This is a genomic window from Bradyrhizobium sp., assembly GCF_049519115.1.
Lineage (GTDB): Bacteria > Pseudomonadota > Alphaproteobacteria > Rhizobiales > Xanthobacteraceae > Bradyrhizobium.
This window is the reverse complement of the sequence record NZ_JBEKRB010000099.1, coordinates 1-25,061: the sequence shown is the minus strand read 5'-3', so window position 1 is coordinate 25,061 and position 25,061 is coordinate 1. Positions and strand designations below refer to the sequence as shown.

General features: G+C 58.7%; 24 protein-coding genes, 1 pseudogene and 2 riboswitches. Of the genes and pseudogenes, 8 read left to right on the top strand and 17 right to left on the bottom strand.

Going from position 1 to position 25,061, the window contains the following annotated elements; all coding sequences use genetic code 11:
* From ABSE61_RS34245 to ABSE61_RS34230, 4 genes are all read left to right on the top strand, one after another.
* On the top strand, positions 1–252 hold a 252-nt coding region (locus ABSE61_RS34245; protein ID WP_423875608.1), incomplete at its 5' end, for a DUF4365 domain-containing protein.
* Positions 253–579: 327 nt separating this feature from the next.
* The gene (locus ABSE61_RS34240) at positions 580–777 is read left to right on the top strand and encodes a hypothetical protein (RefSeq protein ID WP_423875607.1); all 198 of its coding nucleotides are present in this window, start codon (positions 580–582) and stop codon (positions 775–777) included.
* 245 nt (positions 778–1,022) lie between these two features.
* On the top strand, positions 1,023–1,490 hold the full coding sequence (locus ABSE61_RS34235) for a hypothetical protein (RefSeq protein ID WP_423875606.1): 468 nt from the start codon (positions 1,023–1,025) through the stop codon (positions 1,488–1,490).
* The gene (locus ABSE61_RS34230) at positions 1,487–3,592 is read left to right on the top strand and encodes an AAA family ATPase (RefSeq protein ID WP_423875605.1); all 2,106 of its coding nucleotides are present in this window, start codon (positions 1,487–1,489) and stop codon (positions 3,590–3,592) included. The genes ABSE61_RS34235 and ABSE61_RS34230 overlap by 4 nt, the downstream gene beginning before the upstream one ends.
* Before the next feature lie 432 nt (positions 3,593–4,024).
* Here ABSE61_RS34230 and ABSE61_RS34225 read toward each other — a convergent pair whose 3' ends face one another.
* Positions 4,025–5,353 (bottom strand): MFS transporter, encoded by a 1,329-nt coding sequence (locus ABSE61_RS34225; protein ID WP_423875604.1) that lies wholly within the window; start codon positions 5,351–5,353, stop codon positions 4,025–4,027.
* Positions 5,354–5,437: 84 nt separating this feature from the next.
* Positions 5,438–6,586 carry a M20 aminoacylase family protein gene (locus tag ABSE61_RS34220; protein WP_423875603.1) on the bottom strand — a complete coding sequence of 383 codons (1,149 nt, stop codon included), beginning with the start codon at positions 6,584–6,586 and terminating at the stop codon, positions 5,438–5,440.
* 190 nt (positions 6,587–6,776) lie between these two features.
* Here ABSE61_RS34220 and ABSE61_RS34215 point away from each other — a divergent pair, with 190 nt between their 5' ends.
* Complete coding sequence (locus ABSE61_RS34215) at positions 6,777–7,667, top strand: LysR family transcriptional regulator (RefSeq protein ID WP_423875602.1); 891 nt, start codon at positions 6,777–6,779, stop codon at positions 7,665–7,667.
* Positions 7,668–7,798: 131 nt separating this feature from the next.
* Positions 7,799–7,901, top strand: a riboswitch (glycine riboswitch).
* Positions 7,902–7,904: 3 nt separating this feature from the next.
* Positions 7,905–7,998, top strand: a riboswitch (glycine riboswitch).
* Positions 7,999–8,062: 64 nt separating this feature from the next.
* Positions 8,063–9,307 (top strand): D-amino acid dehydrogenase, encoded by a 1,245-nt coding sequence (locus ABSE61_RS34210; RefSeq protein WP_423875601.1) that lies wholly within the window; start codon positions 8,063–8,065, stop codon positions 9,305–9,307.
* A gap of 47 nt (positions 9,308–9,354) precedes the next feature.
* Here the strand turns inward: ABSE61_RS34210 and ABSE61_RS37155 are convergent.
* The 3 genes and pseudogenes from ABSE61_RS37155 to ABSE61_RS34195 all read right to left on the bottom strand — a co-directional run.
* A pseudogene (locus ABSE61_RS37155) lies at positions 9,355–9,471 on the bottom strand (FAD-dependent oxidoreductase); the annotation flags it as partial.
* 400 nt (positions 9,472–9,871) lie between these two features.
* Positions 9,872–10,096, bottom strand: a complete 225-nt coding sequence (locus ABSE61_RS34200; RefSeq protein ID WP_423875599.1) for a VOC family protein — start codon at positions 10,094–10,096, stop codon at positions 9,872–9,874.
* A gap of 47 nt (positions 10,097–10,143) precedes the next feature.
* Positions 10,144–10,539, bottom strand: coding sequence for a winged helix-turn-helix transcriptional regulator (locus ABSE61_RS34195; protein WP_423875598.1), 396 nt, complete (start codon positions 10,537–10,539; stop codon positions 10,144–10,146).
* Positions 10,540–10,655: 116 nt separating this feature from the next.
* Between ABSE61_RS34195 and ABSE61_RS34190 the strand changes: the two genes are divergently transcribed.
* Both ABSE61_RS34190 and ABSE61_RS34185 read left to right on the top strand, forming a co-directional pair.
* On the top strand, positions 10,656–11,090 hold the full coding sequence (locus ABSE61_RS34190) for a nuclear transport factor 2 family protein (protein WP_423875597.1): 435 nt from the start codon (positions 10,656–10,658) through the stop codon (positions 11,088–11,090).
* Between the two features lie 33 nt (positions 11,091–11,123).
* Entirely contained in the window at positions 11,124–11,732 is a 609-nt protein-coding gene (locus ABSE61_RS34185) for an FMN-dependent NADH-azoreductase (RefSeq protein ID WP_423875596.1), read from the top strand.
* Positions 11,733–12,467: 735 nt separating this feature from the next.
* Here ABSE61_RS34185 and ABSE61_RS34180 read toward each other — a convergent pair.
* The 12 genes from ABSE61_RS34180 to ABSE61_RS34125 form a co-directional block, all read right to left on the bottom strand.
* On the bottom strand, positions 12,468–12,962 hold the full coding sequence (locus ABSE61_RS34180; RefSeq protein ID WP_423875595.1) for a hypothetical protein: 495 nt from the start codon (positions 12,960–12,962) through the stop codon (positions 12,468–12,470).
* Between the two features lie 236 nt (positions 12,963–13,198).
* A complete protein-coding gene (locus ABSE61_RS34175) occupies positions 13,199–13,483 on the bottom strand; it encodes an integrase core domain-containing protein (protein ID WP_423875594.1) in 285 nt (94 codons plus the stop codon).
* Between the two features lie 514 nt (positions 13,484–13,997).
* On the bottom strand, positions 13,998–14,999 hold the full coding sequence (locus ABSE61_RS34170; RefSeq protein ID WP_423875593.1) for an NAD-dependent epimerase/dehydratase family protein: 1,002 nt from the start codon (positions 14,997–14,999) through the stop codon (positions 13,998–14,000).
* Entirely contained in the window at positions 14,999–16,201 is a 1,203-nt protein-coding gene (locus tag ABSE61_RS34165) for an ABC transporter permease (protein WP_423875592.1), read from the bottom strand. The genes ABSE61_RS34170 and ABSE61_RS34165 overlap by 1 nt, the downstream gene beginning before the upstream one ends.
* A complete protein-coding gene (locus ABSE61_RS34160; RefSeq protein WP_423875591.1) occupies positions 16,198–17,418 on the bottom strand; it encodes an ABC transporter permease in 1,221 nt (406 codons plus the stop codon). The genes ABSE61_RS34165 and ABSE61_RS34160 overlap by 4 nt, the downstream gene beginning before the upstream one ends.
* Position 17,419: 1 nt before the next feature.
* Complete coding sequence (locus ABSE61_RS34155) at positions 17,420–18,343, bottom strand: HlyD family secretion protein (RefSeq protein ID WP_423875610.1); 924 nt, start codon at positions 18,341–18,343, stop codon at positions 17,420–17,422.
* A gap of 132 nt (positions 18,344–18,475) precedes the next feature.
* Positions 18,476–20,200: a ubiquinone-dependent pyruvate dehydrogenase gene (poxB, locus tag ABSE61_RS34150; protein ID WP_423875609.1), complete on the bottom strand. Its 1,725-nt coding sequence runs from the start codon at positions 20,198–20,200 to the stop codon at positions 18,476–18,478.
* Positions 20,201–20,312: 112 nt separating this feature from the next.
* Positions 20,313–21,179 (bottom strand): alpha/beta fold hydrolase, encoded by an 867-nt coding sequence (locus tag ABSE61_RS34145; RefSeq protein ID WP_423875590.1) that lies wholly within the window; start codon positions 21,177–21,179, stop codon positions 20,313–20,315.
* Positions 21,180–21,349: 170 nt separating this feature from the next.
* Positions 21,350–22,330 (bottom strand): 3-hydroxyacyl-CoA dehydrogenase NAD-binding domain-containing protein, encoded by a 981-nt coding sequence (locus tag ABSE61_RS34140; protein ID WP_423875589.1) that lies wholly within the window; start codon positions 22,328–22,330, stop codon positions 21,350–21,352.
* Between the two features lie 38 nt (positions 22,331–22,368).
* Positions 22,369–23,298 (bottom strand): DUF5050 domain-containing protein, encoded by a 930-nt coding sequence (locus ABSE61_RS34135; RefSeq protein WP_423875588.1) that lies wholly within the window; start codon positions 23,296–23,298, stop codon positions 22,369–22,371.
* A 58-nt stretch (positions 23,299–23,356) separates the two neighbouring features.
* Positions 23,357–24,589, bottom strand: a complete 1,233-nt coding sequence (locus tag ABSE61_RS34130) for a CaiB/BaiF CoA transferase family protein (RefSeq protein ID WP_423875587.1) — start codon at positions 24,587–24,589, stop codon at positions 23,357–23,359.
* Positions 24,590–24,653: 64 nt separating this feature from the next.
* Positions 24,654–25,061 (bottom strand): enoyl-CoA hydratase/isomerase family protein (locus ABSE61_RS34125; RefSeq protein ID WP_423875586.1); only part of this gene is annotated, 408 nt, incomplete at its 5' end.

Here is a 25,061-nt window from a genome sequence, read left to right as displayed (position 1 = left end):
GGCGAAGCCGCTGTGCGTCTCCGTTTCCTCAACGTCGGTTTCCAATTCGACGGTCGCTCCCGACTAGAAGCGGGCGTCGATGGAATTGCGGAAGTGATGGACAACGGCAAGCCGCTGGCCCGCATGATCGCTGTCCAGGTCAAGGCCACGGAGTCATCGCGCTACTCTTCCGAAAACGAAACCAGCTTTAGTTATGTTGCCGATCCAGTCGACCGACGCCCTCGGCTCACCAGAGACCTCTTCTTCCAGTAGCGACGAGAGATGGGAGGTCTCGCGGACACTAAGTCGATTATCGAGAGACTTGGTATTGGACTCTTCGTCGCATTTGAAGGCGAACACCTCCAATCTACCGTCGAGAATTGCTTTTATCAGCCCCGGCCAAGGTACCAAACGGACATTGCAGGCGCGCAGCGCCAATCTCAGGCGGACGCAACCCGGCGGCGGACTCCGCCGCACGTGTCTCGCGATATTCTGCTTCAAGGTGTCGACGGACAACCGCGTGTACCAAGACCGTGTTGCCGGCATTGGCAGGATATTTCCTCGGCCGCATATACTTCCGACTGCAGCGACTTGCTTGCCATGGGCGTGGACCTCGCGATTCACGGGCACACCCACGAGACCTACGACCGCATGGTGACGGGCGAACGCGTGGTGGCGGGCGAACGCATGGTGGCGGACGTGCGCATGGTGACCAACCAGAAGGGCTACGGCCCCTGGGGACGCGGAACGACCTGGGACAACGCCCAGTTCGACCCGAACTTCGTCATCGAGATCTGACTCGTTCGACCACTGAATTGAGACGACTGAAAGGAGCCAAGCATGAGCGACACTGACAACTCCACGATCCCGACCGAAGCGGCAAACCCCGTCCTTCACAAGATCTCCGGTCGAGTTGATCCATGCTTTCATCACGCCTTGCTCAAGACAGCACCCAATTGTTCATATCCGCAAAAACTTGCACCGCGATCCCGACAAGATGTGCGCATCTTCGAGATGCACTTATCCAGGCGTCGCTTGATCCCGTGGTCAGGTCGATCGAGTTTATTGCGGCGGCGCGGGTCGGCGCGACATCGATAGATCTCAACGCTATCGTCCTCGAACGCGACGACGGCCGCTATCTGCTCGATGTGGTGCCGGCGCGGCCGCTGCGCGACGTCGAGTATGACGGTTTGGCGCTCATCGCGCTTGAAGAACTCGGTCTGCCGTCGATCGTCTTGACCGCCGCCGATATTCAGAAAGAACCCAGATTCGCCAATTCGAGACTGGCCTGGTCTTACCGATTACACCCGGTCGGCATCAGCATGCGGATGCATATCCTGCAGGTCCTGTCCGATGACGGTCCGATGATGCTCGGTAACCTGCTCGACGCCGTGCGGAGCGATCGGGACCCTATCCCGGCGATCATGGCCTTGGCTTGCGCGAACCTGATCGAGCTCGATCTTGTGAGCCAGGCACTGGGACCCGCCACCATCGCGAGGTCGCGAGTATGAGCCGGACCGACGAGCAATTGCGGGCAATATCACAGTCGTGGCGCCGCGTGTCCATCGCGCACGGCATACCGGAAACTTTTATTACGGACGCCGAGAAGAGCCCGGTGTTCAAGGCGGCGGTCGAACGCATCTCAAACCAAATCGATAGCCTCGCCGCCAAAAGCGGTTCCACTGGAGATTCGCCGATTATAAAAAAACCACGGAAATCGAAGGACTTTTCGCCTCGATTCGCGATCGTCGCGGCCGCCCTGACGGCGGCGTCGTCTGCTGGCATGCGCCGCGAGCTCACCGCGCCGAAGGCTGCCGCTTTCGTCATCCAGGTTCCGTCGATCGGCTGGATCGGACCACTTCAAAAATATCTGCGCGAGCTCGATGAAAAGCTGCTTATCATCGCACGCGACGGAAGCAACAGGACGCGAGACACGCCCACTGTAGGCAACGACGAGGTTTCCTCCGCGCTCTCGCAGGGCCGGCGCGTAGTTGGCATCGCCGTCAATCCCGACACGACGTTGCCCTCTACCCTGGTTGCGACAGCCGATTACAACGTCAAGCTGGCGGCGCCGAACGGCAAAGTGGTCCGCGACGCGATGCGGCGCTGCTATAGCCGGGGCGTGCCGGACAAGATCGACGATTCCCTGGTCGCTGGGCTTGAACTCGATGACCTGGTTGCCGTCATGCGCAAAGGCTCGCGCCCTTCCGACGTCCTGCAGCGACTGCAAAGCGCCTCCCGGCTACGGAACAACGTCAGCAGCGCGGAGCGGCTGCCGAGGCTCGAAGACGCCATCGAGTATGGCGCCGCCAGGACCTTCGGCTTGGCGTTGGCCAAGGATTTCGCCGACTACCGCGCAAAAAAAATCAAATGGGCCGACGTGAGCCGCGGCGCTGTGATTCACTCCAAGGAACCTGGTCTCGGCAAGTCAACGCTCGCAAAAATTTTGGCCACCGCGTGTCGGGTTCCGATCGTCATCAGTTCGGTAGCCGAGCTTTTTGCTGGTTCAGCGGGGTACCTCGACTCCGTCATCAAGGCGCAGCGCGCAGTGTTCGCGCGAGCCGTAGCCTTGAGCCCCTGCATTCTGTTTTGGGATGAACTCGATGGCTTGCCTAACCGCGCCACGATTTCTCCGAGAGGCGCGGACTGGTGGATGCCCGTAATTGAAGATTTCATGCTTTTACTGGATTCCGCCGTCAGCCAGCGTGAAGGAATCTGCGTGATCGGCGCAACAAATCGGATAGAAGCGATCGACGCTGCCATCCTGCGCCCGGGGAGGCTGGAAGTCGCCATCCAGATCCAGCGTCCAGACGCAGCGGGCATCGCGAACATCCTGAATTTTCATCTCGATGGAAATTTGCCCGGCGTCGATCTCACCGGCTTCGCGACGATGCTCCTCGGATCAACCGGCGCGGACATCATGCTGGTCGTCCGAAATGCACGCCGCACTGCGCGCCAGGCCGGCCGCACGATGATCGAGGATGACCCGATCACGGCAATCATGCCGCCGGAAGTGATTCCGCCGGCCGCACTTCACCGGATGGCGATCCACGAATCGTCGCATGCGGTGGTCGCGCATGCGACCGGAACCGGCCGCGTCGCCTACTGTCGGGTGCAGTCGAACGCAATCGAGTCTGGACGCACCGCGATCTCCTACGACCGCGGTGATTACCTGACCGCGGTCGCCATCGAAAATATGGTCATCGGCATTCTGGCTGGCCGGTGCGGAGAGCGTGTGCTGATCGGTGCGGAATCAGACGGCTCCGGCGGTTTCGACGGCTCCGATTTGGCACGCTCGACCGCGAAAATCGCATCCCTTTACATGTCCAACGGACTCGGCGGTCAACTTGTGTATCGCGGCGACGAGCAGGAGGCGTTGCGCGAGGTCCGCCGCGACCGGCGGCTGCGTGCAACGGTGGAGAAGCATCTTCAGGAATTGCAGGCCCGCGCCGAAGCTTTCGTGCGCAAGAACCGCGAAGCCATCGCCGCGGTCGCCGCTGAGCTTGTTGCCAAGCGCTTTCTCAGCGGCGCCGCCGTCGAGGCCATCCTGGCCCAGTTCGATCCGAAGAAACCACGGCGGTCCAGGGTCGACCCCAAGCGCACCCGCCACTGATTATCCCGACCTAAAGCACCGCAACGGAGAACTCCTGAGAGGACAAGGTCGAATCATTGGATGGCTAGATGGCGAGCCTCGAATGAAAGAAATCCGCTAACAAGTACGAACGGAAAAGTGCGTAGCTTACTTCTAGGTCAGCCATATCTCGTCGCGACCTTCACGGACTACGTTCAGCGCGCGATGGAGAATGTGCTGGTTCATCGCACGCCTCGAAAGTTTCTGTGAGTTGGCCAACACGTCCGACACAGCGTGTGGTGGTTGAGGACGCCGGGGTGCCCTCGCCTTTGGCTGCCGCAGCCCCGGCTCCCTAGATCGGCCCACCGAGGCTGGAGCGCGGGCGCCTTAAGAGGTCACGGTGACTGCGGCCCAAGGCGGCCTTCAGCTATGCTGGTTGCCGGATCCGAACGACCCCAAATCGGACTGCCTCTTTCAGCCTTCCACCTTCTTCAGATGATGAAGTCCCTCATCCGCACGACGTTGCGCGAGGACGGGATCAACGAGGAAGATGGCTCCCAGGAGACCGGCGGCGGCGCCGAAGATCACATAGAAAACTGGAGCCACAGGCGATGAAGTTACTTTGATGAGCCAAGTGACGATGAATTGCGCGAAGCCGCCAAACAGCATCACCGCGATGTTGTAGCCTACGGACATGCCAGTTGACCGGATGCCAGAAGGAAACTGTTCCGCGACGGCCGTTGAAAAGGGTCCGAAGAACGCGCCAAGCAAACTGCACAGCACCACTTGCATCGAGATCAGATTAACAAGGCTCGGATTCGCGACCACCCAGGTGAACAGGGGATAGAGCAGCATCAAGTATATCGTGACGGAGCCGATCAAAATCGGCTTCCTCCCGATTCGGTCCGACAAGGCCCCGAAGAGCGGCACCAGCAGCGTGAGACACGCAACGCCAATCATTTGCGCCGTGAAGGCAGAGTCCAGCGGGAGACCCAGTTGTCTATTCGCGAACGTTGGCATGTAAACCAGTACAACGTAGAAGGACACCGTTGCACATATGGTCAGACACATGCTGACCAGAACAGCTCGACGCTGGTCGTTTAGCGCCGAGCCCAGGGAGCGCTTAACCTTTGCATCATGCTGTGCGTCAACGAAGTCCTTGCCTTCATCTAGATGGCGACGGATCCACATACCCACCGGGCCTATCAGCAGACCGAACAGGAAGGGTACGCGCCATCCCCACGCATCGAGAGCTTCGGGCGACAAGCCCTTTGTGATCAACGCGCCCACGACGGAGCCGCCAAGCACTGCAAGACCCTGACCGAACATCTGCCAGGAGCCATACAGACCTCTGCTGTCCGCAGGCGCGCTCTCGACCAAGAACGCCGTTGAGCTGGCGAATTCGCCGCCCGTCGCGAAGCCCTGTAACATTCTAGCCGCGACGATGATCACGGGGCCACCGATTCCGATCGCTGCATAAGTGGGCGCGAATGCGATCATCGCGATCGATACCGTCATCAGGCCGATAATGAGTTGCAAGGCGGCCTTACGTCCCCTCTTGTCGGCGTATGCTCCAATGAGCACTCCCCCGACCGGGCGCATAAAAAAGCTGACGCCGAATGTTGCGGTCGTCAGCAGTAGGGAGCTGTATTCGTTTGCGGCCGGAAAGAAGAGGCGGGATATGACGATGGTCAGGAAGCCGTAGACAATGAAGTCGTACCATTCCAGCGCGTTGCCAATTACGGCTGCCGCCACCTGACTAGCGCGAGGGGCGCCACTTGGCGTCCGTTGAAGGTTCTGCATAGTTCTCTCCTCCTGGATGAGGCCCGCTCTTTTCTGCGATGGAGCTTTTTCGGCCAGAAAATTCTAATGCCAGCGCCGGCGGTACTAGCTCAACGGAAGCGCCCGCTCCGCCAGGCGCGTTAAAAGCGCGCCCCCAATCGGGATGAGCTCGTCATTGAAGTCGAACTTTGGACTGTGCAGCCCGACATCCCCACCGCTGCCCAAATGAATGTAGGCGCCGGGGCGACGTTGGAGCATGTAGGCGAAGTCCTCGCCGCCAAGGCTGGGACGAGGCTGGGCGATAACCTTGTCTTCCCCCAACAGTTCGGCGGAAACCTCAGCGGCGAACCGCGCCTCCTCCGCAGAGTTGACGGTCATCGGCAAAACGCGGTCGTACTCGATCGTCGCGGTCGCGCCGAAACTGGCCGCAGTGCTACTGATGCTGTCCCGCAGGCGACGCTCAATCAGGTCTTGAACTTCCGGACGCAGCGAGCGGGCGGTGCCGACAAGCAGAACCTCTTCGGGAATGACGGCGAATCCTCGCTCGGTATCCCCGCCCTGCACGGCGCAGAGACTGATCGCCGCCGCATCGAGCGGATCGATATTGCGGCTCACGATGCTATGAGTGGCGACAATCACGTGACCGGCGACCAGCACCGGATCGATGGTTCGATGAGGAGCAACGCCGCCATGTCCGCCTTGACCGCGGATGCGGATGCGGATGCGGTCAGCCGCTGCCATTACCGGACCACTGGGGATGGACACCACACCCTGCGGCAGTCCGGGCCAATTGTGGAGCGCGAAGACTTTCGCGGCAGGAAAGCGCTCGAAGAGCCCATCCTCGACCATTGCCAGGCCGCCTCCGCACCCCTCCTCGCCCGGTTGAAAGATCAGGAAGACGGTGCCGTCGAACTCGCGTGTCCGCTGTAGGTGGCGCGCCGCCGCGAGCAGCATAGTGACGTGGCCGTCGTGTCCACACGCATGCATGCACCCTTCGAAGCGAGATCGGTACGGAAGCCCTGTCAACTCCAGTAGCGGCAACGCATCCATATCTGCGCGTAGGCCGACGGATCGTCCTCCACCATTGGAGCGCCCCTTGATCACCCCAACGACGCCAGTGCGTCCGACGCCCTTATGATGAGGAATTCCGAGCCTGGAGAGCTCGTCCACGATTACGCCGGCTGTTCGATGCTCTTCGAATCCTAGTTCAGGATGAGCGTGCAGATCACGTCGGATCGCGCGCAGTTCGTCCATATCCCCAAATGCGCGATCTGTATTCGGCATAAATCCTGCTGACGACGCCAGTCCGAAGGCCAAGGCCAAGGTGAATTCGAGAACGCATGAAGGCAAAGAACAGCGCCATCTCGCGACAATCCATTGCACGTTGACACTAGAGTGGGAAAATACCATTTTCCGATCCGACCCATAATTTTGGTGTATGGCGATGGAGCTGCGTCACTTGAGATACTTCGTGGCTGTCGCCCAGCATGGGGGCATCAGCCAGGCTGCGCGAGCACTTCGTATCGCGCAGCCTGCCCTCACCAAGCAGATTCAGGACCTGGAGAAGGATTTGGGGATCGTGCTGGTCGAAAGGCGGGCGCGCGGGATCGATCTAACCGTGGGAGGCCGGCAATTCCTCACCGATGCCATTCGAATTCTCGATGAGGCTGCTGCTGCCAAGGAGCGCGCCGTGCGAGCAAGCAACGGTCAGCTAGGTTCGCTGTCCATTGCCGTCACTGTCCAGCATGCTCTCTTGCCGACCTTCTCGCAGATCATGCGGTTATTTCGTGCGAGCGAGCCCGGCGTGTCGATATCTCTGCGGCAGACGCTGTCCGGCCCGCAGATCGAGGGCATCCGTTCGGGTGAACTCGATGCCGGCTTTCTTTTCTTCCCTCCAGCAGGCGATGAATCCCTCGCAAGCACTACAGTCCATCTGGAGCCTCTCTTGCTGGCCGTTCCCCGCGACTCCAAGCTGGCAAGTGAACCTCCCAAGCGGCTAAGCGAGCTAAACGACGCGGAATTTATCTGGTTTCCACGAAGCGCCACGCCCGATTATCATGACCGACTGATCTACTGCTTCCGCAAGGCCGGTTTCACGCCGCGCGTCACGCAGGAGGGCAAGGACAATAGCTTACTCTTAAGCCTCGTTGCGGCCGGATTGGGATGCACCATTTTGCCGGAAGTAGCACGTGTGAACGCACCTGACAGCGTGGTATTCCTGCAAGTCAGCGATCTTGATATCCAGCTTCCACTCGAGTTGGTCTGGCGCTCCGACAATAATTCTCCAGCGCTACAGCGGTTCGTGGAAGTCGCACGCTCCTGCGCCGTGTGTTGAGTCCCAAGCGCGTCGTTGACTGACTGCTACGAACAGCAACGTAAGCAACACACCAAAAAGTAAGCTTTGAAATCGGCTCACTGTCGGTCTTGCGTTTCTCTTCAGCTTGTCCTACCAGCGCGTTACATCCACATCACGCTGTGGGAGAGATCGAGGCGAGGCAACGTACTCGACTTCGGCGCCGACGGAGCAACCGCCCCGGAAACTCTCAGGCAAAAGGACCGCAGCGCGGGGATGATCTGGAGAGAGACGTCGAAAGGCGTCCACCGAAGGGGATATTCGCCCGATACACGACGCGGGCGGATTTGAGCTCTCAGGTACCGTGACAGATGGGGCGCTTTCCACCGGCTTCGCCGGTGAGGAGGCAACTCATCTGTATGGGAGCTGGAGAGACCATGTCACGACATATCGCTATCATCGGCGCCGGAATTACCGGTGTGACGACCGCTTATGCTCTTTTGGAGCGAGGCTACAACGTTACAGTCCTGGATCGACACCGCTATGCTGCCATGGAGACCTCATTCGCCAATGGCGGCCAGCTTTCCGCGAGCAACGCGGAGGTGTGGAACAATTGGACGACCGTCCTCAAGGGCTTGCGCTGGTTGTTTCGGCCCGATGCGCCGCTTCTTCTCAATCCCAAGCTAAGCTGGCATAAATATTCATGGCTTGCTGAGTTTCTCGGGAACATCAGACACTATCGTGCCAATACCGTGGAGACCGTACGGCTCGCCATCGACGCACGCAAATACTTGCTCGACGTCGCTCAGCGCGAGGGCATCGACTTCGATCTCGAACGTCGCGGCATTCTCCACATCTACCATAACAAGACGAGCTTCGACGCCGGTTCGGCGGTCAACAGGCTCCTGTGCGAAGGCGGCCTTGACCGTCATCCCGTGACGCCCGAGGAGATCCGAAACATCGAACCGGCCCTCACAAGAAGTTACTATGGTGGCTTCTTCACCCCGTCGGACGCGACTGGCGACATCCACAAGTTCTCACGCGGGCTCGCCGAAGCTTGCAAGCGGCGTGGTGCGTCCTTCATTGGCGACGCGCTCGTCGAGCGGATTGATGCCGAGCTAGACGGGATTCGCATTTCCTGGAGCGCCATTGAAAACCAAGGGTCCGCATCCTCGCATACTCTCGAAGCCGACGGCGTTGTCATCTGCGCCGGCGTCGCAAGCCGTCAATTCGCATCAATGCTTGGCGACAGGATCAACGTCTATCCGGTGAAGGGATATTCGATCACCGTGGGCCTCGACGACGACAAAAGCCAACAGGCCGCACCGACGGTAAGCCTATTGGATGAAGCTGCGAAAATCGTAACCAGCAGGCTCGGCAGCCAGCGCTTTCGTGTCGCCGGCACCGCTGAGTTTAATGGCTTGAACCGTGATATACGCGCCGACCGCATTCAGCCGCTTGTCGATTGGGTTCGTCACAATTTTCCAGCCGTTGCGACCTCCGGTGTCGTCCCCTGGGCTGGTCTGCGACCCATGATGCCGAACATGATGCCGGTCGTCCGACCCGGACGGAGACCGGGCGTTTTCTACAACACCGGGCATGGGCATCTTGGCTGGACACTTTCGGCAGCAACGGCTCAGATCGTGGCGGAAAATATCGAACGGGTCGGAGTGAGGCTCTGATTTAGCCAAAAGCTCAGGGCTGCGCTGTCTATGGGCGCGTTGCGGGACTATCGATAGCGGCTTAGCCCAAGGTCTTTGGTTTCGATCTCAGGCTTCCGACCCGAAACGAGGTCCGCCAGAACTCGCGCTGAACCGCAACTCATTGTCCAACCTAAAGTGCCATGCCTCGACCAACTCTTCGATGATGATGTAGGCAGGGCGTCCGCCGACCAACGCGACGCGCTTTAGCTCCCTGATATTTTCCCGCGACATGTAAACCAGCACTTGGCGGCGGTCCCCTCGCTCGACAGGCGCGGCCTCTGATTTCGTCGTCTTCCTCTGGCGGCTTAAAAATGCTTCAACCAACTCCTCGACGATGCTGGAAACCGGACGGCGCTCGTAGATCGCAAAGTCCTTCATCTCGTCGATATTTTGCGGCCTCATGTACACCGACGCGGCCGACGCGGGGCGCCGCAGGCTCCTCCTTTTGTTTTTTCCGCTTCTTCGGCTCAGCCCGATCCATGGTCGCTTTTTCCTGTCCTGGAGCCCCTTCTAACGCGGCCTGGGTGGACCGGGCAGAGTCGCTCAATGCATTCGATAGACCGCCTCAATATTGTTGCCGTCTGGATCGAGCACGAATGCGGCATAGTAGCCGTGTCCGTATTGCTTGCGCAGTCCCGGCCCCCCGTTGTCGATTCCGCATGCCTTCAGGGCGGCGGCGTAAAAGGCGTCGACCTCCGTTCGGCTTTTGGCACCGAAGGCGGTATGCTGTTTGACGGAATGCGGATGAAAGCGGTCGATCCAGAACACCGGATGCGCCGATGTATATCGTCGCCCAAATGGCCGCGCGCCAGGCGTTATCTCACATCGTATTTGGATTGCGCTTCCCTGACCTGCTCCCAATTTTCCTTCGCCCAATCAAACAGCCCTTGCGTCGGGCGCAGCAAGCTCTGTCCCAGGCGTGTGATCTCGTACTCGACGCGGGGCGGCACTTCGGGAAATAGCTCCCGGATAACCAGCCCGTCCCGTTCGAGATTCTTCAGGGTTGTAGACAGCATCCGCTGGGAGATCCCAGGAATCGCGCGCTCAAGTGCGGAAAATCGAGCTCGACCGCCGAGGAGATCGAGCGAGAGGACGAGGAAGATCGTCCACTTGTCGCCGATTTTCGTCAGCAGCTCCCGCACTGCCATCGGGTCGGAGCTTCTGCAGATCGCTGCGGGGTCTAGTTGGCCGGCTTTGCTCGGCTTTTTCATAACTTACCTCGGTGTTAGCTACTGATTTCAAAGTGCCTTCTTTTTTGAGACCAGCTTCCGCTATATGTGTAACTCTCATACAGTAAGCACCGCTGTGATGGCAAGGAGAGTCCAGAATGCCGAATCCGAAATACGCCGCCTATAAGTCCGCCGCCCCCTACTTCAATCTGGTTCGAAGGGCGCTGGGCGACGTCGTTGATGGCGAGCACTTCTTCGACATCGTCACTGACGACGTCGTCTACGAGGTTCTCTACGACATCTCCGGTTGGCCTCGCGTTATCCGAGGGCGCCCCGATCTGATGGCTCAGTTCAGGGGCTATTGCGACAATATCGAGCTTCAATCCGCCGACAAGCTGATTGCACACAAGACGGACGACGGTCGCGTCGTGGTCATCGAGTATGAAGTCCATGGGACCATCCTCGCGACCGACGTGAAGTACAACAATCGCTTCTGCTCGATCATCAAGATTGAAAACCAGAAAGTCGTTCACTGGAGAGACTACATGGACTCTCTCGCAGCCTGGAACGCATTGACGGCGCACGCTCGCTAAAACATCAGCATCCCGAAAATGAGAGACAATGACATGAAGCAAATCCTTATGCTCGAAGTAAGCCCGAGGGGGAAGGACTCGGCGAGCCGATCGGTCGCCGACACTCTCGCCGCACGGCTCACCGACCTCTATCCATCAGCAAAGCTCATACGCCGCGACCTGGCCGCCGAGCATCTGTCCCATCTAGACGGTGTCACGCTCCGGGCAATCTCGACACAGGACCCGGCCGAGGCGAAGAGGTTGAAGGAGGCGGCCCACCAGTCAGATGAACTGACCGACGAACTTCTGGAATCCGATCTTCTGGTGATCGCAACGCCGATGTGGAATTTCGGCATTCCTTCCGCCCTCAAAGCCTGGATCGACCTGGTTGTGCGGCCGGGCAAAACCTTCCAGTACGCTGGTGACGGAGTCGTCGGTCTGGCAAAGAACAAGAAAGCCATCCTGGTTCTGGCCTCGGGCGGCGTCTTCACGGAAGGCCCATGGCGCTCCTGGGATTTCGTTGAACCCTACCTCCGTCAAATCCTGGGTTTCATCGGCATCGTAGATGTGCAGACCGTTCGAGCCGAGGGGATGAACATCCCGCCGCTGGCTCCCAGCGCCGTGCCAAATGCGAACAAAGCTGTCGACGAGCTTGCTCTTTGAGAGTGCGTTGGCCGAACACGCCCGATTGTCATACAGCCGTCGAATGAGACGATCGTGATCTTCAGGGCGTTGAGTTAACTCATTCGGCCACGATACCGCATCTGGATCGGCAACCGAACATTCGGTGCGCGCCGAGTTGCAAAAGAAAAAGTATGCGGCGCGCATATTCGTATCCGCGCCGGCTTCATCTCTCGAGCCTGAGTGGTGGGAAGTCCGAGTGAATCGAAGTAATGAAACCTCTACAGCTATGACTGAAACCAGCTCGGCGTTATTGCCCACAAGACTGTTCTGCGATGCGGTCGTTAAATAACTGAATTTCTACATCGAGATTTTCGAGAGCACGTTGACGCCCCACGCCGTCCTGGCAGGTTGCCGCAGCTTGGCGGGCTGTCACTGCCTCGACGAATTGTTTGAAGTAGGCGCGGCAATTCTCTACGTTAGCCACATGGTCCGTACTGCTCTGCGACGCCCCCGCGAGTCGAAGGTGAGACGCGACGGCTGTGGACGTTTGATCACACTGCGACGCGCTGAGCGTAGCTGTCGCGCGCAGCAACAGGAGAGAAGGCACGACCACAATTACTATACGCATCGTGCGCATGCACTCTCTACGATACTCTGCTCGCAGACACGCTACTTCTTGGTGAGCGCGCATTATCCGAGAGAGCAACCAATAGCCTCGTTTACGGAACACGCTCTTAGGGTGTCCGGCCGGCTGATTTCTCCCGTCATTGACCTTCAGCGCCGAACCATTGAGATTGACACTTGCCGGATGTCGCCTTGGGAAACAATGGAGACCGATTGGTTCTGGCCAACCGTCGTCACCCTGATATTTGCTGAAAACCCAGCGCCCTCGACGGAAGCAGTTATACGGCCTCCGCCCACCCGACCTTCCAGGTTTCCGCTAATTCCGCGGCTCGACTCGCTCCATGTTCCGGATATCCGGCCGCCTTGGCTAACAAGGTCACTGCTGAGATCGAATTTATAGCTGTCGCTCGCACATCGCAGGCTTTGCTGCAGTCCCGTCTCTGAATTATCAACTCGGTAGGTCGCGCGGCACCGCAGCCGCTCGATCGATCCGTCCGAGAGGGCGATGGTGCCTGCGCCTGTCCAAGCTCCTGCGAGTGAGGACAATTCTGCCGATTGCGCTGAAGGCGGTGCGCACAACAAGCACAAGCCGAGAATGGAGATCGCCGCTACGATGCGGGAGGAAAGTGAGAAATTGGCGTCCATGGCAAAAGCTCCTGCACTACGCAGACTTGGTCGCGAGGCTATCTAATTTTGATATCTGACGACGCTCCGCGCTTCGACACATGACAGCGCTAGGAGCAATTTATCTTCCATGATTTGCTGGCTTTGTTTCGAATACGAACGGTAAATTATGCGAGGCAAAGAACCTTTTTCTGTGAGCGCCGCGGATAACCGAAGCGATTCCGGCGGTGCTGCACAGACCAGCGTGTACCGGAAACTTAAGCTCGGGCGTAGTGTTGGTGAAGTCCGGCAAGGATGGCGTGTGATTTGATGCTTCCGGTTCGCTGAATTTTTCGAGTGACTAGCGCATCCCTGTTCAAGGATCGATGCGTTCTGACGCAATTATAATAGTCGGCGTAGGATTTCAGGACCCGGCGCAAATGCATCACGCCGAAGACAATGATGTGATCCACACACTCACGCCGGATCAATCCGAACAGCCGTTCGGCAAAGCCATTCTGCCAAGGCGAGACCAGAGCGGTAGGCTTGTCGCGGATGCCCATGGTGCGCAATCTGCGCGTGACGACGCTGCCATAAACCCGGTCGCGATCACGGATGAGGTAGTGCGGAGCCTCATCCCAAGGAATGAGCACTTGTTAGAGTGAGCATCGTTAGCTCATCGTGGTTGCGGAGCCGTTCGCCACGGGTCAGCAGGAGAGGTTTCTGCAAAGGCTCCAGCAGCAGCATACAAGGAGAACGAAGACACCATCGGAATCAACGCACCTTCTCCAAATACTCATGGTGAATAGTTTGGATGCAGCGTCGTTCATCAAATTTGATCCGCCAACTGCTTGGGGATCCTCGCCCAACGATAAATCCATGGCGGTCACCATATTTGGGATGGCGCGTTCGCCCCCACGCGCTCATTCGGACGCGATCACCCAGCGCCAGCGAATGGGCCGAATCCATCAATGCGTTCGTTTCGGTACTCACGTCCCTGGATATTTTCGATTGTTTCCGCGCGCTGAATTTCATCGTTCGACATCCACCATTCGATGTTACCGTCTCTCCCTCTTGCTAAGCCGCCGCTCTGGTCTTTACTAAACCCTTACCTCGGAACCAGTCGAGCGCGCGGGCAATTGCTTTATCGATCGATACTTCTGGATAAAATCCGAGTTGTTGCCGCGCCTTCTCTCCGTTGATAAATTGGCCCGATGACATCACGGCGATTGCGCTGTCGCTCACTTGGGGCTCCGGACCACCTAGCTTGAATCGGAAAGTCTGCCATGCGGACACCAGCCTAGCCACGTTTAACGGTATGGCCTTGGGCATCGGTGCGCCAACAGCGACGGCTACTTTGCCCATCAACTCTTCCATAGTCATATTTTCGCCTGCCAGCAGATAACGCTCGCTGGCGCGCCCAGCCTCGCACACACGAACTAGCCCCCGTCCAGCGTCACCCGCGTAGATCACGTTGCGGCGGCCGTTGACGTAGCCCGGTAGCGATCTGTTCGCCAACTCGATAATGAGGCGGCCAGTCGTGTTTCCAGGATCGAATTCACCAAATGTCATGGTCGGGATGCCGATCGTTATCGGCAGTCCCTGCTGTGCCATGGCCAAGGCCTGCTCGTCCAAGGCCCATTTCACTTGCAGGTAGGGACTTTTTTTGTTGGGCTGTTCGCGATAGCGAAGCTCCTCGTTGCCTGGTCTGCCGTTCGAATCATGCGGTAACGCAATCGCCGCCCCGAGGTAGACGATCTTGCGCAGCGGCAGATCGGCGCACGCGTCGTAAAAATTCTGCATCTGCGCCTTAGCAATTTGGACTTCGTCGCGCCACGGTCGAGGGATGGTGGGATAGTATCCGGCGCAGTTGATCACCGCGTCGATACCGGTGAAGGCGTTGCGCAGGGCGCCGCGGTCATTCAGGTCGGCCTGTCTAGCTTCGCACTGAACGTCCCGAATTGATTCTAGCGAGCGAGGATTGCGATACACAACAATGACCTCGTGTCCTGCGCGAGACGTAGCGAGGGCCGTATGGTGCCCAAGCATTCCAGTGGCCCCTACGATGGCGATGCGCATTAGACGTCACCCCTGAATGAGACCTCTAAAAGGCCCGCCCCTCTCGCGTTTCGGCGGTCCGGTTGACGCCTCCTGACTTCCAGTATCCAGGCGATACCGCCGTAAAATATCGTCAACCCCCACAGCATCAGAAACTCGCCTCGTACGTCGGCGAGCGGAGCACCGAGTTGAGCGAGGCGCGTGAACCCATCAATCGCGGAGGTGCTTGGCACCAACAATGACGCCATATGGACAGCGGGTGGGATCACTTCGGTCGGCCACGCAAACCCAGCGAGGTAGAAAAACGGTAGTCCGATCGCTGCCAGGACAAGTTGAACCGACAGCGGGCTTTTAAAGACCGCCGCAACGACAAGGCCTAGTCCGCTGATGGAAAGGACAAACGGCACGGCGAAGATGAGAATCGGGATGACACCGCCGAGCCGCGGCAGCCCATAAAGATAGGGCAGTGCGATCAAATAAATTGGCAAGATGATCGCCTCGACCAGTAGGTAGGCCAGCATCTTTCCCACAATGGTCGCAAGAGGGCCTGGCGGCGGATCATCTGTCGTATTCTCGGACGGATCGGCCCCGGGCAACGTGCCGAGCAGTCCGACAGCTATAAGCAAAATCTGGTGCAGGATTAGGATGAAAGCACCCGGTAAGACATACGTTGCATAGCCCCCCTCAGGATTGAACAGCGGCACCGCTGTCAATTGCATGGGGTCGGGAGCGGCGCTGGCGAGAGCCGGATCGACGCCGATGCCGATCAGGCGGGCGGTTTCGATCTCCGCGCCCAGGGTTTGCGCCACCGCCGCGACGCCACCGGCAACGCGCTGATACAACAGGAAATAGCTGGCGTCCGCATAGAGCGCGATCGGCGACGCGCGGCCATGCAGCAAGTCGCGTTCGAAATTCTTCGGGATCGCCAGAATGCCGAAGATCTTTCGCGCAAAAACCTCGCGCTCTGCACTGACAATGTCGGGTAATACCATCGTCACAGCGATATCGGATGTCGCATCAACCCGGCGCGCCAGTTCGCGGCTGGCGGACGTACCGTCGCCGTCGACGATGGCAATCGGCACGTTGCGCAAGGCTTCATTGAGGTAAGGCTGCGGATAAAATACCGCATAGAACGCAGAGCCAACGACCAGCACGGAGAATACCGGCCGCAACGCGAAGATGCGCCGGAATTCATTTCTGAAGACTGTAAGTAAGTTTTTCACGGGAGCGCTTCCTTAAGCGTCGGCGGAGCGCCGGCGGCTTCACGAGCGGCATGCGCGCGCATAACCTCCAGCCGCAACGCGACAAGTCCCGCGAGACCGACGACAAAGGTGAGCAAAACGAGGATCGGTTTCCACGAAAGATCAAGCGGCGTGCCCCGGATGGTCTGATCAATCCGCGCCGTCAGATACCAGGTACCAGGCAGGATGGCGCCAAAGCCATAAGCGAACGCATTCATACCCAAACGAGGGAAGCCAATTCCCATGAAGCCAAAGGCAGGCGACGTCAGCAACGTGCCGATGCTGATGGCGCTCGCCGTCGGCTCGAGAAGCAGCGCAAGCAGAACTCCGAGGAATTGGCACGACAGAATAAAAAACAATCCAGCAATGTCGAGCAGCCAGCCCCGGCCGTGCAGAGGTAACTCAAGAATGCCGAACAACACAGAATCCGACAAATCGAGCACCATCAGAAACACGATGGTATAAGGAAGCACCTTGCCCGCTATCGCAGGCCACAGTCCGCCGCCAAGCCGGCGGAGAATTCGCAACCGGTGGCGTGTTTCGACGTCTATTCCGACCGAATAGGCCGACGCCGTCACCATAACGATTTGCAGCACACTCGGTAGAATCGCGGCAAGCAGAAAAAACACATAGTTCAGTGTTGGATTGAACAAAGCGTGGATCTGCACCGGAATTGGTGAAAGGTCGGCCTGCGCTTCATCGACCGGCTCACCTTGGGCGGTGCGCAGCGACAGGCGAATACCCGCAGCAGCGGTCGGCACCGCCGCGCTCACCCCGCGCAAGGTAAGATTGCCAATGGTAAGCGTCTGAGTATTGTAAAAGAATACGACTTCGGGCCGGCGACCGGCGAACACGTCCCGCTCGAGATTTCGGGGCAGCATCAAAAGCCCGTGGACCTTGCCGGAAAGAATCATCCCGCGTCCCTCCGCCAACTCGCCGACCCGCACTGAGACGGCGGTGTCCGGGGTCGCGTCGACCATCCGTATGATCGAGCGGGAAAGATCGGAACTGTCGAGATCGAGAACCGCAATCGGCAACCGTGTCGCAAGACCAGCGCTGAATATCAAGGTGAGCACTGCCATCAGGCCCATCGGCACGATGGTGATAAAAGCGAGCAGCAAGGGACGGCGGCGAAGCCAGTCGATTTCCCGCCAGAAAACCAGCGAGAAGCCAGGTCTAATGCGACTGCGGACCAACATATCAGCGCCCTCGATCAGCCCATGAGACGATTGCACTCATGCCCGGACGCAGGCCATCGACCGGCTGCAACGGCAAAGCACGGACCTCGAAGGTCCGCAGGTCGAAATCCCCGGTAGCGCGCGTCGCCCGCCAGGCGGCGTACTGCCCCTGCACATTGATTACGGTGACGCGAACCGGAACAATCTGGAAGTTCAAGGCAGGCACTTTGACGTCAAATTTGTCGCCGATCTTCAACCCTCCAAGCAAATCCTCTCGAAGATTGAAGGTGAACCAGAGGTTACCCATGTCAATCATCGAGAAAAGCGGCGCTCCTGCGCTGAAATTCTCGCCGAGCGCGGCGACCCGTGTCGTGACCTGGCCGGTGATCGGGGAACGAATGACAAATTCGGTCACGTCAACGTCACGTTGACTCAACGTAGCTTCTGCCTGCTTCACCTGCGCGGCCGCAAGCGCACGCTCCTCTTTGCTGGCACCCTCGATCGTAAGTTGCAGTGCCGCCTCCGCGGACTCGCGTCTGCGGATAGCCATCTGCAGGTTGCGGGTAGCATTATCAACGCTCGCCTGCGGCGTGTTGCCCGTGCGGGCTAACTGAGTCTGCCGATCGTAGGTTTCCTGATTGAGCGTCTCATCGGCCTTCGAAGATTCAAGGTCAGCCTTGCGCGACGCAACATTTTCAGGACGAATACTATTGATTTGATCCAGATTGGCCTTGGCAACCGCCAAGGCGGCCCACGCCGCAAGCCGCGCGGCCACCAACTGCGGACTGTCGAGTTCGGCCAGCACCGCTCCGCGCTCTACGCTGTCGCCGACGTCCGCCTTCAACGTGACGATCCGCGCAGCTACCCGTGGGCTGATATCGACCCGATCTGCCGAAACTTCTCCCTGGATCGTCAGCGGCGGCGGCCTCGTCGCAAGCCAAAGCATCGTGCCAAACGCGGCAATCACAACCACTCCGATCAACCACCGAATCGACCTCTTGCTCATCATAGCTCTCTGACTTTTTGCTGAAAAACCATTGTCGGATCTTGGTGCTCACCAGGCGCTCACCACGCGCCGTTATCGTGTTAGGTTGACTTTCGCGAGATCTACGAGCTCGTTGGCGCGACCATTCAAGACCGCCTTGATCATGAACAGTCCGAAGTGGTGAGCCTGCTCGAGCGTTGGCTTGGGTGGCATGACCAACTCCTGACGGGCGCTGACGACATCGATAAGAGCAGGGCCGTCATGCCCAAGCGCTTCCGTCAGCGCTGCCCGGAGGTTCTGCGGTTGCTCGACGCGAATACCCTTGATGCCCATTGCTTCCGCCATGGCCGCAAAGTTCGGGTTCTTGAGATCGCATCCGGTATCAAGGAAACCGTTCGCCTTCATTTCCATCTCGACGAAGCCGAGGGTGCCGTTGTTGAGCACCACGACCTTTATCGGTAGACCGTTCTGCGTCAGCGTTATGAAATCGCCCATCATCATACTGAAGCCGCCATCGCCTGAGAGGGAGATAACCTGCCGCTCCGGAAATGCAGCTTGGATACCGATCGCCTGCAACAAGGCATTGGCCATAGAACCGTGGTTGAATGATCCGAGCAGCCGCCGCTGTCCGTTCATCTTGAGGTATCGCGCTGCCCAGACCGTGGGCGTGCCGACGTCACAAGTGAAAACAGCGTCGTCGGTCGCGAGTTCGCTCACCAATCGCGTAACATATTGCGGATGAATGACCGTGCTGTTCGGACCGCTCTCGGCAAGCGCGTCAAGACTCTGGCGGGCCTTTTTGTAGTGCGCCACCGCTTTGTCGAGGTATCTGCTGTCGGTCTTCTCGACGAGATGCGGCTCAAGCGCCAGCAGCGTTTGCCGGACATCGCCCAGCAGGCCGAGGGTCAGTTGGCATCGATTGCCCAATGCTTCGGGCCGGATGTCGACCTGAACGATGCGTGCATGTTCCGGATAGAATTGCCGATAGGGAAAATCCGTCCCCAGCATCAGGAGCACATCGCACTGCTTCATGGCAGCGTAGCCGGACGAGAAGCCGATAAAACCCGTCATGCCGACGTCGTAGGGGTTGTCGTATTCGATGTGCTCCTTTCCCCGCAAAGCGTGAACGATCGGCGCCTTGAGCTTGCCGGCAAGCGCCAGCACCTCCGCGTGGGCGCCGGCACAGCCGGCTCCACATAGCATCGTCACGCGGCTGGCACCGTTGAGGATATCGGCGAGCCGCAGCAATTCGTCAGGATTGGGACGGAGGTCGGGTTGTTCCGGCGCGATCCAGGCCGGTAGCGACGCCTTCAGGGGTTTCAACGCGACGTCCCCCGGAATAACTACGATGGCCACGCCCTTCATCGCGATGGCGATGCGCATCGCGCGCTCCAGAATTTGGGGGACGAGGCTCGGGTTCGAGACCAGTTCGACGTAGTGGCTGCATTCCTTGAACAGTATCTCCGGATGGGTCGCCTGGAAATAATCGGTGCCGATCTCGGTGCTCGGGATGTGCGCCGCTATCGCGAGGACCGGCGCTCTGCTGCGGTGGCAGTCGAACAGGCCGTTGATCAGATGCAGATTTCCTGGTCCGCAGCTCCCGGCGCAGACAGTCAGTTCGCCGGTCAGTTGCGCCTCCGCGCCGGCTGCGAATGCCGCGGTCTCCTCGTGCCGGACATGCACCCATTCGATTTTGCCTCGCTCCCGCAATGCGTCGGTGAAGCCGTTGAGCGAGTCGCCGACGACGCCGTAGATGCGCTTTACGCCGACCTTCTCTAGCGTCGCAGCGATAAAATGTGCAGCCGTCTCGGTCATGATACGCTCCCAGTCGGATATTTGATTTGCTCTGCGCCAGGTGCGCGCTACGTCCTCGTCTTGCGCATAAAAACCATCAGAGGGCTGCCCGCTCATTCGAATACGAGCCTGCCAATCAGCCCTTCCATGGGGCCAGAAAGGCCTCGAGCGCCACGTTGACTTCTACCGGCCGCTCCTCGTGCGGGAGGTGTCCCGCCAAAGCAATCGGCGCCGTGGTGAGGTCCTCGGCGAGGCCGCTCCAGATCTCGGCCATGTCGACCATTTTCGCCGCCTCGAACTCGGCTCCCCACAAAGCGAGGGTCGGACAGCGAAGTTTGACGTCCTTGTCTTCTTCATCCTGAGCGATGTCCTCTCGCCAGGCCCGATAGTCCTCGAATGCGCCGCGCAGCCCGCCCGGTTGGGCATAGGCGTGGACATAGGCGGCGATGTCGGCGTCGCTGAGAGCTCCCGGGTCATAGGTCCAACTGGTCAGGATATAGCGCAGCCAGAGCTCTTCCCGACCTTGGATGAGCGCTTCGGGCAAATCCCGGACGCCCTGGAACAAGAAGAACCAACTCGCCTGCGCGACCTTGGCATTCATCATCCCAAAGAGTAGGCGCGTCGGAATGTTATCCAGCGCCGCAAAGCGGGCAACGACATCGGGATGATCCTTGGCAAGTCGCAGGCCGACCCGGGCTCCGCGATCGTGGGCGACGATTGCCGCGCGCTCGATGCCGAGCTCCGACATCAGTGCCCGAATGTCGTTCGCCATAGTGCGCTTGTCGTAGCCGGTGGGCGCTTTATCGGTCGCACCGTACCCACGGAGGTCCGGCACGATCAACCGGTAGCGCGTCTTCAGCGCCTCGATCTGATATCGCCAAGCATAGGAGGTTTCAGGAAAACCATGCAGGAGGACGACCGGCGGCCCCTCACCAGCCTCGGCATAGTGGAACTTGATGCCGTTTGCCACACATCGATGGTGTGTCGTCGATTCTGCTACCATACCCGTCGCTCCTCTTTCCTAAAACGATTCACTTTGTTCGAAACCGACCAGCAGAGATGAGCGGCGAACGGACGCGAGCGGATCGAGCCATCGTCTGCATCGACGAGACTTAGACTAGGACCAAATTGACGCCGCTGCGGAAACGACCATTCGATAGACCTCAAGTCTTTCTAGCCGACGCGAGCCGCTGATTTTCGTCCCGCGGACCTGTTCTCTGCCTGGGCACGAAGTTCGAGAAGTCCCAGCAGTACCTCGTCTCGCTCTGCCTCCAACTCATCAATGGAGCGAGATCCAACCTCCGCGTGGACACCGTCGGTGAGCATCTGTTGGACTTCGGGTGTCAATACGGGCGACCCGAGAACCTTCCACCACGCTGTCATCGGACCCGTGAACTGCTGGAAAAAATGCTCGATGCCCCCTTGGCCGCCGCCGAGGTGGTTAAGAAGGACTTGCCCCATGATGCCCCAACGCAGGCCCGGCCCCCAACTCAACGCAGCGTCTACGTCCGCGACGCTGACGACGCCTTCGGAAACAAGGTGGTACACCTCCCGCCCCAAAGCGGCCTGCAGACGGTTGGCGACATGGCCGGGTACTTCCTTGTGAAGGCGAACTGGCCGTTTCCCGATCGCCGTATAGAACTCCGTCGCGCGCTGAAGCGCGTCTTCCGAGGTCTTTGCGCCACCGACGATCTCGACTAGTGGGATCAAGTGGGGTGGATGGAAGGGATGTCCTATGACACAGCGCTCGGGATGTGACGTACAACCCGTTTGAATTTCGCTCATGGTAAGGCCCGACGAGCTCGATGCGATAATTACGTCTGGTTGCGACAGCTCGTCGAGTTGGCCATAGAGCTTCTTCTTGAAATCGATCCGCTCGGGCCCATTCTCCTGAATAAAGTCTGCGCCCTTTACCGCCGCCGAAAGGTCAGCCGTAAACGTCAGGTTCGATTGTGACGCACCAAGCGCGAACCCCAACCTTCTCAGAGCCGGCCAGGCCGCGTCGACGAAGCGCCTCAGCGAGGCCTCCGCATTGGGGGCTACATCCGTCGCCATAACCTGCAGGCCCTTCGCCAGAAACAGAGCCGTCCAGCTTGCGCCGACTACGCCCGTACCAATAACGGCGACACGGCTGATAGGCTTGTTGTTGGACATGATAAGCGCTCCTTTGATTTGATTTCGGATTTCAGAACTCAGAGTTCGGCGTATGCGATGCCGGTGAGATTTCCCTGCGCGTAGAGAAAGTTTCGTGACTGTGACCCGTCGAGCCTGGCGGAATAAATCGATCCCGCAAAATCGGTTACGAACATCCGGTTGCCTGGAACATCCAGAGCAATGCCAATCCCCTCCATCAGATGCGTCAGCACAATCTCCGGCATGTCCCCTGACTTAGGCTTCACATCGATCGGTGTGCGATTTACGGTATTGCCACGAGGAGGGTCTCCTCGATCGGTCCAATATAAGACGCGATTTCTTTCATCGAGCTCGAGATCAATCGGCTCCGGCAGACCGTCAAACAAAACTGCGATATCGGTGCGATTGGTCGCAGTTTCACCCCTTGGTATTTCGGTGTTTGTACTGGAGATGCGGCCTAGTCCGGCATTGTCCGGACCTTTTTGCGACCAGTAGATTTGTTCGCGCTGCGGGTCGATGGTGATTCCAACGCACCATTTCGTCTGGTCGTGGCGATCAGCGTCACCACGGCCAGTCTCAACGAGTGTCTCAATTTTCGAACCGTCGAGATTGGCACGCATAACCCGCATTCCCTCGCGATCACACCAATAAAGCTTGCCGTTTTTTTTATCGAGATGGATCTGCTTCGGCGTGAATGTGCCGCCTTCGGGAATGATGACCTTGCGATTTTTTCCGTCGATGTCGGCGCGCTCGACGGAACCGTCGTTCAGGCTGGGAACGCCCATGTTGGTCCAGTAAATATGACCCGCTTCAACGTCGACCACGATGCCATCGCAGTTTCTGCAATCGCTCACGATCGTCTTGCGATCGGAGCCGTCCGTGTTCATCGTATGAATACGGCCACCGCTCAGTTCGAGAACAAACAATCGGCCGACCGCAGCTTTGCCGCCAGAAGCACGTTCTGATTTGGTTGCCTGCAACTCAGTCATATTTTCTCCTCTTGCTTAATAACCAAGTTCTCTCCGAGAGAGCGCGCATTCGAGATCGTCACCCCGCGGGCATACGTCCCTGTGATTTTGGCACGGCGCCGGTCGCGTGCAAGCCGTCGATTTCGTCCATGCTGAATCCTAGTTGTTTGAGAACCTCTTCATTGTGTTCTCCAATTTCCGGAGCGCCCCTTGCAGCTACTTTAGTGACGCCATGCACCTGAATGGGACTACTGATCGTCGAGGTCAGCTTGCCGCCCGCGCCTTCGAGCGGAACGATGATGTCATTAAGCCGCAACTGCGGATCGTTGATGACTTCCTGGGTCCCGCGGACCGCGCCAAAAGTGACGTGGACGCCACTGAATACTTCGTACCAATGCGCCATAGGCTTCGCGCTGAAAATTTCGTCGAGAATTGCGGTCAGCTCCGGCATGTTCTGCATCAGCTTCGTCGGATCGGAAAACCGTGGATCCGTCAGGAGATCCACACGGCCAAGCGCTTTCGCCACCGCGCTCAACTTGTCTGATGTGACGATGAGAACGAACCAAGTCTCATCGGAGGCCCGATACACATTCATCGCTGCATTTGCGGGATTCTTTCGATCGTGCAGCCCGAAAAACTTTGCCTCGCACAGCGCGGCCTGGATCGAAACGCTTGCGGCCCAGACACCTTCAGCGAGGAGAGATGTCGTGACATACGATCCTTTACCAGTACGCTCGCGACGATACAGTGCCGTGACGATCGCTGAATACAAGCCGACGGCGGTCGCATTGTCACCGCTACCCGCCACAGGCCAGGTCGGGGGCGCCCCAAGGTCGCGCGTCATCGACAACAGACCGCTACGCGCCCAATACGACGTGATATCGAATCCTGGAAGATTGGCGTCCGGTCCTTTTTCCCCGAAACCAGTTAGGTCCGCGTAGATTAGCCGCGGGTTCCACCGCACCACATCGTCATATTCGAGGTTCAATCGCTTGCGCGCGGGGTGCGGTGTATTGACGATGAGCACGTCAGTCCATTTGACGAGCCGTTCGAGAACCTGCGGAGCGCTGGACGATTTCAGATCGAGCGCCATGCCGCGCTTGTTGCGATTAGCCAGGTGCCAAGGATAGGCATCATTCGTTTGCGGTTGCGGCGGGATCTTATGCGCCCTTCTCCAAAGGTCGCCCGCTGGCGGCTCGACCTTGATGACGTCGGCGCCAAAATCGGACAAAATCACGGCGGCACTCGGACCCGCGATGAAGCTCGCCAAGTCCACGACCTTCAAGCCAGTAAAGATATTGTCGTCAGCCATTCTTATCTCCTATGCTCGCTATACACGACGATCCGTCGCCGGGCGGCGCGTCGCGGTGAGACGTCTAGCGTCCGCGGAATTGCGGGATTCGTTTTTCAAGGAAGGCCGATGTGCCTTCCTGCTTGTCTTCCGTCGCGGCGCAGAGGCCGAAATAGGACGCTTCAAGCAGTAAGCCCTCGCTCTGGCTCATCTCCATTCCCTTGTTCGCTGCACCCAGCGCGAATTTGATGGCAAGCGGCGCGTTGGAAGCGATCTGCTTGAGAATTGTTTCGGCACGATTGATGAGATCGGCGGTCGGAACGACTTCGTTGACGAGTCCGATGCGATAGGCCTCCTGAGCGGTAATCATCTCGCCCGAGAGAATGAGTTGCAGGGCGCGACCCTTGCCGACTATCCGTGGCAGGCGTTGCGTTCCACCGCCTCCTGGAACAAGTCCCAGTTTGACTTCGGGCTGACCGAATTTTGCGTTCTC